This window comes from Marinobacterium sp. xm-a-127 (assembly GCF_013283425.1).
In the GTDB taxonomy this organism is placed as follows: Bacteria; Pseudomonadota; Gammaproteobacteria; order Pseudomonadales; family Balneatricaceae; genus Marinobacterium_E.
In genome coordinates this window covers 192,321-205,542 of record NZ_WBYH01000003.1, presented here as the reverse complement: position 1 = coordinate 205,542, position 13,222 = coordinate 192,321, and the positions used below count along the sequence as shown (strand labels likewise).

The window sequence follows — 13,222 nt, the reverse complement described above, 5'->3', positions numbered from 1 at the left end:
AAGTACTGGGCGGCGAACTACAGATTTAAAGTTTACAAGCGCCGCCTTCACAGCCACCCATGTCATCGTGCTGATCTTTAGCACCGTCACGAGTGTTGTGGTAGTAAAGTGTCTTAACACCGTACTTGTATGCGGTTAGAAGATCTTTCAACAACTGCTTCATTGGTACCTTCTCACCAGGGAACTTAGCCGGGTCATAGTTGGTGTTTGCAGAGATTGATTGGTCTACGAATTTCTGCATGATGCCGACCAACTGTAGGTAGCCTTCGTTGTCTGGGATTGACCACAAGAGTTCGTAGTTATCTTTCAGCTCTAAGTACTCAGGTACGATCTGTTTCATCACACCATCTTTACTCGACTTAACCGAAACATAACCACGTGGTGGTTCAATGCCGTTGGTTGAGTTAGTTATCTGCGAAGAGGTCTCACAGGGCATCAACGCCGTAAGGGTGCTGTTACGCAGACCAAATTCACGGATATCTTCGCGAAGTGTCTCCCAGAAGTAGTTCAATGGCTCTTCGCAGAAGGTATCAACTTCACGCTTGTAGGTGTCGATTGGCAGAATACCCTGAGCGTAGGTGGTCTCGTTGAATTTAGGACAGGCACCCAGCTCTTTTGCCAAGTTGTTTGATGCCTTCAACAGGAAGTACTGAATCGCTTCAAAGGTACGGTGTACTAGGCCATTAGCACTGCCATCGGAGTAACGAACAGAGTTCTTCGCTAGGTAGTAAGCCATGTTGGTGACACCGACACCCAGAGTACGACGACCCATGGTTGCAGTGTATGCAGCTGGAACAGGGTAATCCTGGTAGTCCAACAGACTGTCTAGTGCACGAACAATCAACTCTGATAGCTCTTCTAGCTCATCTAAGTTCTCTAGTGCGCCAAGGTTGAACGCTGACAGTGTACAGAGAGCAATTTCACCGTCCGGATCATTCACCTCTTTCAAAGGCTTAGTTGGCAGCGCAATCTCAAGGCAGAGGTTGGACTGCTTAACCGGAGCCACAGTAGGATCGAACGGACTGTGCGTATTACAGTGGTCCACGTTCTGAATGTAGATACGGCCAGTCGATGCACGCTCGGATGCAAGAATACCAAACAACTCAACCGCTTTGATCGTCTGTTTGCGGATATTTGGATCCTGTTCGTACTGCTCGTAGAGACGCTCAAACTCATCTTGGTCAGCAAAGAACGCATCGTACAAACCAGGTACTTCGTGTGGGCTGAACAAGGTGATATTGCCGCCTTTGATCAAACGCTGGTACATCATTCGGTTGATCTGGACACCGTAATCTAGGTGACGGACACGATTCTCTTCGACACCACGGTTGTTCTTAAGAACCAACAGTGACTCCACTTCCAAGTGCCAGATTGGGTAGAACAGAGTCGCAGCACCCCCTCGCACACCCCCTTGTGAACAGCTTTTAACCGCTGTTTGGAAGTGTTTGTAGAAAGGAATACATCCAGTGTGGAAAGCTTCACCCTGACGGATTGGGCTACCTAGGGCACGGATGCTACCGGCATTGATACCGATACCCGCACGCTGTGATACGTATTTAACGATCGAAGAGGCTGTCGCGTTGATTGAATCCAGACTGTCACCCGTTTCAATCAATACACAAGAGCTGAACTGACGGGTCGGTGTACGAACGCCCGCCATAATCGGCGTCGGTAGCGACAGTTTAAACAGAGAACAGGCATCGTAGAAACGTTTTACATAGCCCAAACGCGTCTCTTGTGGGTATTTAGAGAAGAGACAAGCGGCTACCAACATGTAGAGCTGCTGTGGGCTCTCGTAAATCTTACCCGTAACACGGTTTTGTAGAAGGTATTTACCCTCTAGCTGCTTAACGGCCGCGTAGCTGAAGTTCATGTCGCGATCATGAGCAAGGTAGTCATTCAGCTCATTGAATTCCGCTTCAGTGTAGTCTTCTAAAAGGTGCTTATCGTAACGACCGTCATTCACCATGGCTTGGACATGGGCAAATAGGTGGGGTGGTTCGAATTCACCGAACGCTTTCTTGCGTAAGTGGAAGATCGCAAGGCGCGCAGCAAGGTATTGGTAATCAGGCGCCTCTTCTGAAATAAGATCGGCAGCCGCTTTGATTAGGGTCTCATGGATGTCTGATGTTGAGATACCCTCAAAGAATTGCATGTTGGCACTCAGCTCTACTTGAGAGACAGACACAGTCTTTAGACCGGTTGCAGCCCAAGTCACAACTTTGTGGATCTTCTCTAGATCCAGTGACTCTTGGCTACCATCGCGTTTTGTGACCTTTAAACCCTGTTGCATAACGACATTCCACTTCTTAGTCGGTGTTATTATTCGTGCTGCCTGAGGGTGCTGATCGCTACTTCACACAACACTATATCTTGTGGTTGTCTATCCAACATAAATCACTATATATAGTTATTCGACAAACAACAGACACTAAATATAGTGATCTAGACGAACTTTGCAATAGCAAATATGCGTCAAAAATTTCTTGACTTATTGGGCAAGGGGCGAAGATTCAGCTGTGGTGCGGGCTAGAAGAAAATAGATAATTTCGTCACATTTATATGACATTTTTATGTAAAGAAATGGGTTGTTATATAAGCGGTGATTAGCGGGTTTGAATTGGCACTCTTAGCGTGAAAGTTGTGCCCTTATTTGGTGCGGAATCAACCAAAAGCTCACCCTGATGATGGCTAATAATGCCATAGGAGATGGATAGACCCAGCCCCGTACCTTTACCAATATCCTTTGTTGTGTAGAAGGGTTCAAAAATACGTTGCTGTATCTCTTTGGTCATCCCTTTACCGTTATCGGCTATCGATATCTCAACCCAGCCTTGGTTCTCTTTGGACGTGATCTCTAAGGTTGGTTCACGCTGACCCTCAAGCGCTTGTGCTGCATTAACAAGAATATTTAAAAGGACCTGATTGATCTCACCGGGGTTACAGAGCACTGGAGGAATCTCTTCAAGAGAGAGGTTGACCCGCGTGTTGGCACTGATCTGGTTGTTAATCAATTTAAGGGTACTTCGAATTCCCTCATTAAGATCGGCTTCTGTTCTAACCTGAGCATCCATTCGAGCAAAGCTTCTTAAGTTGCGAACGATCTCCTTCACCCTCTGGACACCGTCATTGGTATCAGAAACCAACTCATCTAATTCATCGGTGAAATATTCAAGATCTTCCTCTTCAAGGAACTTGAAAACACGCTCAGCAAACGCAGGTCGTTCAGATTCATCTACCGCTAGAGATTCGATCAATAGAGGATAGAGTTTAGCGATGGCGTCACTGTGCTGACCCAAGGTGTCTACATTAGAGTGAACAAACGACAGCGGGTTGTTAATCTCGTGTGCCACGCCAGAGACAAGCGTACCAAGCGTAGCCAACTTTTCAGATCGAATCAGTGCATCTTGCTGCGCTTTTAACTGAACCAAAGAGGCTTCGAGCTCCTGGTTTTTTAGAAACAGCTCACGCGAACGAGTCTCCAGCACATCTTCTGCTGCAAGACGCGCTTTACGTTCTCGTTCATACGCTTGTTTGTACAGCTCTAACTCTTCAGACATTCACTTTACTTATGCTGAGTTCGCAGTGGTCAGACTCTCTGTGCATACAGATATCGTGCTCAATATTGATAGGGGTTTGATAGTAAGTGGCCGCCCCCTGGATTAACCCCTCTGCCAAAATACAGAGTTTTCGCGGCGAACGATAGTTCATTACCAGTCGATTGTTGTCACCATTGGCGCAATCAATTGTCGGAAGGTTAGCCTCTGTGTAGAGTTTTTGTACCTCTAAGTGAATCACCGGCTCGATACTTTTCAAGAAACCAAAAAGATCGCCCTCAGCTTCAACAAACATAGGGTAACGTTCCGCCAGCTTAGCAAACATGAAATCACCAAAACTGCGAATCACATCCTCTAGGGGAATATCGAGCGCCTGTTGGACTTCATGAACAATCTTAAAGAGTTCGGCATCTTCATAGGTATCCACTGAAATATAGCTACCCTCAACGCCGGCCCTATTAAGAAGCTGTTGCCAGAGAACAACACCGCCCTTTTCCACTACCATATCCTCAAGGATATTAAACACTACACCTTTCATTAATGATTTCTCTTTAAGCCCTATATGACAATTAGGTAATTAATGTGTTCAGTGTAGAACAGTTTTGAAAAGTTGCTAGGTAATCTCAGATTTATCTTAAGACCAGATAAAACATTGAGCGGCCACGCTGAAGTTGAATCAATAACTGATTGGCACTGCCAGAGAGTTCACGCTGGAGATCCTCTAGGGTTCGAACCGAACGTCGATTGATAGAGACAACAAGATCACCAGCGACCAACCCTGCCCGAGCGGCCCGACTTCCCTCTTCAACACCTTTGACCTGAACCCCTCTGCCACTGATCACTGGCTCAAAGACGGCACCGGACAGTAACGGATGAAGAGCCCCCTGTTCTGGATCAGATTTAGGTTGTTGATAGGCGACGATCAGCTTGGCGGATCGCGGCTCAGCATTGCGCAGTAGCTCCAGCTTTAGTTGATCCCCTTCGGCTGCAAATGCTACGGCGTTAAGAATGGTAGCCGCTGAGATCAGCGCTCTACCATCCAGTGCGGTAATGATGTCGCCGACTTGAAGACCGGCACGATCAGCAGGAGAGCCCATAATCACCTCTGAAACGATCACACCGTTTTGCTGATTATCAAGCCCAAACGCCTGACGTAAATCAGCGGTTAGCGGTTGCACCGAAAGCCCTGCCCAGCCACGTGTCACGCGACCCTCTTCAATCAATTGATCAGCAACACGTCGTGCCATATTACTGGGGATTGCAAAGCCTATTCCGACATTTCCTCCGCTTGGCGCAATAATGGCAGTATTAACACCCACCAGGTCTCCACTCAAATCGACTAGAGCACCACCGGAGTTGCCGGGGTTGATAGAGGCGTCGGTCTGAATGAAGTTTTCATAACCCTCAATACCCAAACCTGAACGCCCTAACGCACTGACAACACCCGTTGTGATGGTCTGCCCAAGCCCAAAGGGGTTACCGATCGCCACAACAAAATCACCGACTCTGAGTGACGAGGAGTCGCGGATCGATAATTCACTCAATCCCGTGGCATCGATATCCAATACCGCAATGTCCACTTCAGGGTCGGCCCCAATCAAACGGGCTTTAAAACTGCGCCCATCGGTAAGACCAATCTGTACCTCGTCAGCCCCTTTAATGACGTGATAGTTGGTAATGATCGTACCCTGCTCGGCATCGACAATCACACCAGAACCGGCACTGCTCTGACTGCGGCGCTGTTGCGGAAAGGCATCTCTGGGAATGTTGAAAAAGCGTTGAAAAAAGGGATCGTTCAACAGTGGGTTGATGATTTGTCGGGTCGAGAAGGTCGAGATGTTGACGACTGCTGGATTCACCCTCTCCAACATAGGGGCAATAGAGGGCAAAGATTGCCCCTGCGAGTCACTGACCGGCAAGCCAGCCTGACTCACTGAGCTTATCAATAGAGAAAAAAACCAAACAACCGCAATCCGCATAACAGACACCTTTAATCGATATACTTAATTAATAGGAGCAGATCGTTGTTAATTCAAGCTGAAGGTGACGGATTAAAGGGGTCAGACCCCGTTTTAGCTCACTGTTGGAGCGGTCTTGAAAAGGCCGCGATCGGAAGAAAATCGCCTCATCTTCGATAAGGCTCCAACCGTTTAAAACCGATCAATCCCTGAAGCGATTCTTAGCGCTTTTACGCGTGCGGGTTTGGCAGCACCTGCAATACCTAGCATTAGATTGCGTACCAATTTGAGGGGCTTTTTCTGATTACTGAAGAGGCGATAGAAGAGATCCATCGATTGCATCATCAATAGATTAGCGTTGCGGCGTTTCTGTTCGTAGCGTTTAAGTACATCAACTGAGCTGATCGACTCATTTCGAGACAGCGCATCATGAATTACCTCTGAAAACGCAACGACATCCTGAAATCCTAAATTAACCCCCTGACCGGCTAATGGATTGATCTGGTGTGCAGCATCCCCCAGAAGAGCAACGCCCTCGTCCACATAGCGCTGGGCATGCAGACGGCGCAGCGGAAAACTGGCTCTTGCTTGAATCGATTTGATGCCACCCAATCGATTTGGGAAATTGGCTTCGATGGTCGTTTTAAGTTGATCGAACTCCATCGACATCAACTGCTGTACCCGCTCAGGCGCGTCGTACCAAACCAAGGATGCATTCGATCCTGGCAGAGGCAGTAGCGCTCTTGGGCCCGATGGGAAGAACTGCTGCCAAGTAATATCCTGTTGCGGCAACAGCGTCTCAACGTTAATGACCATGGCCATCTGCTCGTAGTCCCACTGATGTGCGCCTAATGCAGCCGCATCACGCACCATTGACTGCCCACCATCCGCGGCTATCACCAGAGGGGTCATTAACGACTTACCCGAATCGAGTTCTATGATGGTCGATGCCGCCGAGTAGTCGATCCGCTCAACCCCGTCAGTGATTAAACTGATATTACTCTGGCCACTCAATTGATCTAGTAGCGCCCGTTGAACCAGACGGTTCTCAACTATGTAGCCCAGCTCGGACATTGAGATCTCTTGGGCAGAGAATTCTGTTGCTAAATTACGTGCTGCTTGACCTGCTAGACCTGGCGCATCTTCATCCATCTCCCAAACGCGCATGCGTTGATAGGGACAAGCTCGCCAAGAGAGAATGGGCTGCCAAGCACCTAATTGATCCAACAGATCGATAGAGGCAGGACTTAAAGCAGAGACGCGCAAGTCCATAGGTTGATCAGCGCTGAAGGCCTCAGGCAGAGAGCGCTCTAGTAGAGCGATATTAAGTTGGGTATCGGCTAGAGACAGAGCCACCGCAGCACCGACCATGCCGCCGCCAACGATGACTAGATCAAATCTACCTTCCATCTCTAACCTACCCGATTCGATTAGGCGCTGAGCACCTCAGTACCACCCATGTAAGGTTTCAGTACTTCAGGAACAACTACGGAGCCATCGGCTTGTTGGTAGTTCTCAAGCACAGCGACCAGTGTACGACCGACAGCCAAACCCGAACCGTTGAGTGTGTGAAGCAGTTCTGGTTTACCTGTCTCAGGATTTCTCCAACGAGCTTGCATACGACGCGCTTGGTAGTCGGTCATATTTGAGACAGATGAGATCTCACGATACTTAGCCTGACCCGGTAACCAAACCTCGATGTCATAGGTCTTAGCGGCAGAGAAACCTAGATCACCGCCACACAGATTTACCACACGATATGGCAGGTTCAGTGCTTGCAGAATACCCTCGGCATGCCCACACATTTCTTCTAATGCGTTCCACGAAGTATCTGGCTTAACCATTTGAACCATTTCAACTTTTTCGAACTGGTGTTGGCGAATCATACCGCGTGTATCACGACCTGCTGAACCCGCTTCAGAACGGAAACATGGACTGTGACAGGCGTAAGCCATCGGCAGTGTTTCAGCGTCGACAATCTCATCACGAACTAGGTTAGTCACCGGCACTTCGGCGGTTGGAATCAGGTAGTAGTGACGTTCACCGAACGGCACTTTAAATAGATCTTCCTCAAACTTAGGCAGTTGACCGGTACCTTGCAGAGACTCACTGTTGACCATGAAAGGAACATTGATCTCGGTGTATCCGTTCTTCTCAATATGAGTGTCCAGCATAAACTGCGCCAGCGCTCGGTGCAGACGTGCTAGAGGCCCTTTGATCACCGCAAAACGAGAGCCCGTTAACTTAGCAGCTACTTCAAAATCCAGACCGCCTAAGCCCTCACCTAGAGAGACATGATCTTGAACATCAAAATCGAATGAACCAGGCTCACCCCATACACGCACTTCAACGTTATCATCTTCGCTCTCACCCGCCGGTACAGAGTCATCGGGCAGGTTCGGTGTGCTCAGCAGGATATCATCCAACTTAGCTTGTACTTCGTTTAGTTTCTCTTTGGATTGATCAAGCTTAGCGCCTAGCTCGCCGACTTCAGCCAACAGTGGTGCGATATCTTGCCCCTGTGCTTTTGCTTGGCCGATCGACTTGGAACGGGTGTTACGCTCCTGCTGAAGGTTCTCTGTCTCAACTTGAATCTGTTTACGCTCCTGCTCTAGGGCATTAAATGCCGCTAAAGGGAACTCGTAACCTTTCTTTTTAAGCTGTTCAGCAATAGCCTCTGCGTTCTCACGAACCTGGCGTGGATCTAACATCGATCAAATATCCTTACAAAATTTATAGCAGTCGAGTAAACCAAATGGCAGCAGAAAGTGCTGCGACTGATAATACGACGGACAATAGTACATAAAAGATGGCTGCCGTTACATGACCTTCGTTAATCAAGGTAACAGTTTCCAGCGAAAATGTAGAAAAAGTGGTGAAAGCCCCCAAAAAACCGGTCATTAACAGCGGGCGCATCTCAGGTGGCAACTTAGCTCGCTCCATCACCAAAACAAACAGCACCCCCATTAACAACGAACCAACAACGTTAGCCGTTAGGGTACCTACCGGTAACTTTTGATCAGCACTGTTGAGCCAACCACTCAACCAATAACGAGCCATCGCCCCCAGAGCCCCCCCTAAAGCAACACTTAATAGATGGACCATCAACTACCCTCCTTAGGGTAACGCTTAGTCGGACTGGCTTGATCAGCCGCTTGTAAGCGGCGCATCTTCTCACTCAGTTTAATCTCTAAACCACGCTCTTCAGGATGATAGTAGGAGCGATCTGCTATCTCCTGTGGCAGGTAGGATTCACCAGCTGCATAGGCGTTGGGTTCATTGTGAGCATAGCGATACCCTTCACCAAATCCCTGCTCTTTCATTAATCGAGTCGGAGCGTTACGCAAGTGTTCTGGAACCTCGTAACTTGGATCTTTAGCCACATCAGCTAAGCACTGATTAAACGCCTGATAGACAGCATTACTCTTTGGCGCCAACGCACAGTAAATAGCGGCCTGAGCAATGGCTCGCTCACCCTCGGCAGGGCCGACACGCTCAAAGGCATCCCAAGCACTCAACACCACCTGCATCGCCCTGGGATCTGCATTACCAATATCCTCCGAGGCGATGGCAACTAAGCGGCGCGCAATGTAGAGAGGATCGCAACCCGCATCCAACATACGACAGTACCAGTAGAGCGCACCATCTGAACTGGAGCCCCTCACCGACTTGTGAAAGGCTGAAATCTGGTCATAAAAGAGATCACCGCCTTTATCATAGCGGCGCACCCCAGCAGCGAGCACATCAGATAGCGCGGCGATCGACACGTACTCTTTACCCTCGACGGGTTCAGAGAGGTCCGCAGCGATTTCAAGCAGATTTAACGCGCGACGTGCATCACCATCAGCCGCCTGAGCCAGCGCTGTCAAAGCCCCTTCCTCAAAAATTAGATCACGATCTGCAAGGCCTCTTGGGCTACTGAGGGTCTGTTCTAGTAACGCCTCTAAAGTCTCTGCCGTTAACGCTTTTAACGGATAGACACGGGCGCGCGACAGCAAGGCATTATTCAATTCAAACGAGGGGTTTTCAGTTGTGGCGCCAATAAAGATCAGCGTCCCCTCCTCAACATAGGGGAGGAAAGCATCCTGCTGAGATTTATTGAAACGATGAACCTCATCAACAAAGAGGATCGACTGACGACCACTCTGCTGACGTAACATCTTGGCCCGTTCAACCGCTGCACGGACCTCTTTGACGCCATCCATAACAGCAGAGATAGAGATAAACTCAGCGTCTACATAGTATGCAATCAGTCTGGCTAACGTCGTTTTGCCAACACCTGGCGGCCCCCACAGAATCAGCGAGTGGATTGACCCCTGTTCGAGTTGGCGACGCAACGCCTTGCCCTCAGAAAAGAGGTGCTCTTGCCCTCGATACTCTTCTAGGGACCTTGGGCGCATGCGAGACGCTAACGGCTCATAAGCCGTTACTGGAGCGTCTTCGAATAGATCACTCATCCGTTTTGATCCATCAGGATCACATCAACCGATGCGGGAGGCACGAAACGAAACATCGACTGATCAAAAGCAGCCGGAAAACTCTGTTCACTCAACATAATGAGGGAACGCTGACCTAGCCCATCTTGTATCAACAGTTCGGCGAGTAGATCGCCGCTAAAGAGTAGGCGCAGGGACTGGAACTCCGCACTCCCTTCCTCTTTTGGCGTTAACTCGAAGAGACTGTTTCCGGCGCCAGCCTCAATCTGCTGAACATTAAAATAGCGATTCAACTGTTCAACATCACCACCCAATACGCGAGCCGGGGTCATCACTTCGCCCTCGCCCAATGGGCGTTGAGTCGCCTGTTCTAAATCCGGATCATAGACCCACAACCATTGGCCATCACTGATGATGGTTTGTGGAAAGGGGCTCTCTGTCTCCCAACGAAAACGATCAACCCCTTCAATCCACAAGCGGCCAGAAGCATTTTCAGACTTTAAATTATCATCACCTAGGGTGTACTGCTGAAACGCAGCAGAGAGCCTAGCGTGGGACTGAAGCAGTGCTGATAACTGATCAGCCGTTTCGGCCCAGGCCATCATCGGCAGCGACAATAGAAGGAGCAGTGCGGTTTTAGTGAATCTCAACATCTCGTTAATCCCTTGGACCTGCCGGTGCCATAACCTCTCGCTGACCGTTCGATCCTGGTGGCGAGACAACACCGGCCGCCTCCATCGTTTCGATCATTCTAGCTGCACGGTTGTAACCAATTTTTAGCTTGCGCTGTACGGACGATATAGACGCTTTACGAGTTTCTAAGACAAACGCGACCGCCTCGTCATAGAGTGGGTCGGCTTCATCATCAAATAGGCCACCGCCACCGCCAGCTGCAGCGCCACCCTCTGCCTCACCGTTTAGGATAGCATCGATAAAATCAGGTTCACCCAGAGCCTTCCAAGCTTCAACCACACGGTGTACCTCATCATCACTTACAAACGCACCGTGAACACGATTTGGCACACTGGTACCGGCAGGCAGGTAGAGCATATCGCCGTTACCCAACAGGTTCTCAGCACCCGACTGATCGAGAATGGTTCTAGAGTCAATTTTAGAGGAGACCTGAAAACCGATGCGAGTCGGGACGTTGGCTTTAATCAAGCCGGTAATAACATCAACCGATGGACGCTGGGTTGCAAGAATCAAGTGAATACCAGCAGCACGGGCTTTTTGTGCAATACGTGCAATCAACTCTTCCACTTTTTTACCGACAATCATCATCATGTCGGCGAACTCATCGATCACCACCACAATGTAAGGGAGTGTCTGCAGTTCCGGCGCAGGGTCTGTCGGTGAAAGCCCCTGCTCCATCGGATTCCATAGCGGATCCCTCAAAGGCTGACCGGCAGCGGCCGCTTCACGAACCTTATCATTGAACCCGGCTATGTTTCGCACACCCACTTTCGCCATTAGACGGTAACGATCTTCCATCTCTGCCACACACCAACGTAGACCACCGGCCGCCTCTTTCATATCGGTAATCACCGGTGTTAACAGATGTGGAATGCCATCATAGATAGAGAGTTCAAGCATCTTAGGATCGACCAGCATTAAACGCAGCTCTTCGGGTGTCGCCTTATAGAGCAGACTCAGAAGCATAGCGTTTACGCCGACCGACTTACCGGAACCGGTTGTACCTGCTACGAGCAAGTGAGGCATTTTGGCAAGGTTGGCTACAACAGGATTGCCGGCGATGTCATTACCCAGCGCCAGCGTCAATTTAGAGGCTGCACCCAGATAGGGTTTAGAGTTAAGCACCTCAGAGAGACGCACCATCTGACGAGAGTGATTAGGTATCTCAATACCCATCACCGACTTACCGGGAATCACTTCAACGACACGCACGGCACTGACGGCCATTGAACGTGCCAAATCTTTGGCCAGATTTGAAATTTTGCTGGCTTTAACACCAGGAGCTGGTTGAATCTCAAAGCGAGTGATCACTGGCCCGGGATTGACCTCAACCACTTCAGCGACGACACCAAAGTCATTCAACTTCTGCTCAAGAAGACGAGAGAGATGCTCCACCTCCTCTTCCGTATAGCCCTGATCGGTCTGTATCTCTGGTGGATCGAGCAGATCAAGACTCGGAATTTTCACCTTAGGCTTCACAGCGGCTTTGGGTTTCACCGGCTCAGCATCATCATCGCTATCTAAGGGTTTATGAGTCTCAGAGAGGGGCACGATTTTCGGTGTTCGCTTCTCAGCATCCTCGCGGTTAGCATCGTCAAAAACCGATTTCGACGCAGGCTTAACCTCCGCACCGTCTGACTTAGCCTCAGAACCCACAGTCAGATCATCCATGGTCTTGATCTCAAGCGGTTTAGAACGCGAAGAGTCAAACGAAGGCTCTCCGAAATCGACCACCGGAAGTGACTCCATGCTACCCGGCTCAACTTCAAAATCAGGCTCTACCCGTTGCATCGCTGCTCTTTTTGCAACACGAACTTCCATAGGGCGCTCAGAGACTGTCGCTTTTTGAGTCTCCTCTTCGCTCTTCGCAAAAAGACTCTGCCAGAGCGTCTCTAACCCACCACCGATAGAATCCAATACCTGACGCCAGCTTGAGTCAACATAGAGTGTTAGGCCGATTAACAGAGCAATCCACAATACGACGGTGGCACCGGCTACATTCAACCAACGAACCGCAAAATCACCCAGCGCTTGACCGGAAATCCCACCAGCGGAGAAAGGCAACCCAAGATCCGCATTGCTAATGTGAATTGAGGCTAGACAAGAGGCCGAAAGAACAAATAACAGCGCACCTAGGGTTCGCATTACCACAAAGGGCAACATATCTAGGGTGCCAATGTAGCGACGACGCAACCAACGGTAGGCAGGGACAACCAAAATAAAGGGAATAACAAACGCAACTACCCCAAACCAAGAGACCGAGTAGTCTGCAATCCATGCACCGAACCAGCCGGCCCAGTTGCTAATTTCTGATTGATACCCTTGATGTGACCAACCCGAATCACGCGTGTCGTAACTGATCAAACTCAGCATAAACAGCAGGTTTAAACCGATCAGTAACACCAGCAAGGTTTCGCGAACCACACGGTTCAACTGGGTGGTTAGCGTCAATGTTGACAGCGATTGATTACTACTCAAAAAAATACCCTTAATTCAATCAACTTTATGCTGTGGGAAAATACCATAAAGTGGTAGGTTAGGTCTTGTGATTGAAAAAAAGGGATTCACCCCCATAAAC

The 13,222-nt window shown here is 49.3% G+C and carries 10 protein-coding genes; all 10 read right to left on the bottom strand.

Annotated elements, in window-relative coordinates; genetic code table 11:
• Window positions 1–25: 25 nt before the first annotated feature.
• Complete coding sequence (gene nrdA / locus XMA127_RS06935; protein ID WP_173481027.1) at window positions 26–2,293, bottom strand: class 1a ribonucleoside-diphosphate reductase subunit alpha; 2,268 nt, start codon at window positions 2,291–2,293, stop codon at window positions 26–28.
• A 313-nt stretch (window positions 2,294–2,606) separates the two neighbouring features.
• Window positions 2,607–3,560: a sensor histidine kinase gene (locus XMA127_RS06930; RefSeq protein WP_173484009.1), complete on the bottom strand. Its 954-nt coding sequence runs from the start codon at window positions 3,558–3,560 to the stop codon at window positions 2,607–2,609.
• Window positions 3,553–4,095, bottom strand: coding sequence for a heme NO-binding domain-containing protein (locus XMA127_RS06925; protein ID WP_173484010.1), 543 nt, complete (start codon window positions 4,093–4,095; stop codon window positions 3,553–3,555). The genes XMA127_RS06930 and XMA127_RS06925 overlap by 8 nt, the downstream gene beginning before the upstream one ends.
• 91 nt (window positions 4,096–4,186) lie before the next feature.
• Window positions 4,187–5,536 carry a Do family serine endopeptidase gene (locus XMA127_RS06920; RefSeq protein WP_173497999.1) on the bottom strand — a complete coding sequence of 450 codons (1,350 nt, stop codon included), beginning with the start codon at window positions 5,534–5,536 and terminating at the stop codon, window positions 4,187–4,189.
• A 171-nt stretch (window positions 5,537–5,707) separates the two neighbouring features.
• Window positions 5,708–6,925 (bottom strand): FAD-dependent monooxygenase, encoded by a 1,218-nt coding sequence (locus XMA127_RS06915; RefSeq protein ID WP_173484012.1) that lies wholly within the window; start codon window positions 6,923–6,925, stop codon window positions 5,708–5,710.
• A gap of 20 nt (window positions 6,926–6,945) precedes the next feature.
• Window positions 6,946–8,226: a serine--tRNA ligase gene (gene serS / locus XMA127_RS06910; RefSeq protein ID WP_173481032.1), complete on the bottom strand. Its 1,281-nt coding sequence runs from the start codon at window positions 8,224–8,226 to the stop codon at window positions 6,946–6,948.
• A 22-nt stretch (window positions 8,227–8,248) separates the two neighbouring features.
• Entirely contained in the window at window positions 8,249–8,620 is a 372-nt protein-coding gene (gene crcB / locus XMA127_RS06905; RefSeq protein WP_173481033.1) for a fluoride efflux transporter CrcB, read from the bottom strand.
• A complete protein-coding gene (locus XMA127_RS06900; protein WP_173484013.1) occupies window positions 8,620–9,972 on the bottom strand; it encodes a replication-associated recombination protein A in 1,353 nt (450 codons plus the stop codon). Before XMA127_RS06900 ends, crcB begins: the two co-directional genes overlap by 1 nt.
• Entirely contained in the window at window positions 9,969–10,604 is a 636-nt protein-coding gene (lolA, locus tag XMA127_RS06895; protein ID WP_173484014.1) for an outer membrane lipoprotein chaperone LolA, read from the bottom strand. The genes XMA127_RS06900 and lolA overlap by 4 nt, the downstream gene beginning before the upstream one ends.
• A gap of 4 nt (window positions 10,605–10,608) precedes the next feature.
• Window positions 10,609–13,122 carry a DNA translocase FtsK gene (locus XMA127_RS06890; RefSeq protein ID WP_173484015.1) on the bottom strand — a complete coding sequence of 838 codons (2,514 nt, stop codon included), beginning with the start codon at window positions 13,120–13,122 and terminating at the stop codon, window positions 10,609–10,611.
• Window positions 13,123–13,222: the final 100 nt, after the last annotated feature.

Bases quoted from the DNA above. Each gene is read 5' to 3' on its own strand.
- XMA127_RS06930 (WP_173484009.1), bottom strand. From the start codon at position 3,560: ATGTCTGAAGAGTTAGAGCTGTACAAACAAGCGTATGAACGAGAACGT.
- crcB (WP_173481033.1), bottom strand. From the start codon at position 8,620: ATGGTCCATCTATTAAGTGTTGCTTTAGGGGGGGCTCTGGGGGCGATG.
- lolA (WP_173484014.1), bottom strand. From the start codon at position 10,604: ATGTTGAGATTCACTAAAACCGCACTGCTCCTTCTATTGTCGCTGCCG.
- serS (WP_173481032.1), bottom strand. From the start codon at position 8,226: ATGTTAGATCCACGCCAGGTTCGTGAGAACGCAGAGGCTATTGCTGAA.
- XMA127_RS06900 (WP_173484013.1), bottom strand. From the start codon at position 9,972: ATGAGTGATCTATTCGAAGACGCTCCAGTAACGGCTTATGAGCCGTTA.
- XMA127_RS06920 (WP_173497999.1), bottom strand. From the start codon at position 5,536: ATGCGGATTGCGGTTGTTTGGTTTTTTTCTCTATTGATAAGCTCAGTG.
- XMA127_RS06915 (WP_173484012.1), bottom strand. From the start codon at position 6,925: ATGGAAGGTAGATTTGATCTAGTCATCGTTGGCGGCGGCATGGTCGGT.
- XMA127_RS06925 (WP_173484010.1), bottom strand. From the start codon at position 4,095: ATGAAAGGTGTAGTGTTTAATATCCTTGAGGATATGGTAGTGGAAAAG.
- nrdA (WP_173481027.1), bottom strand. From the start codon at position 2,293: ATGCAACAGGGTTTAAAGGTCACAAAACGCGATGGTAGCCAAGAGTCA.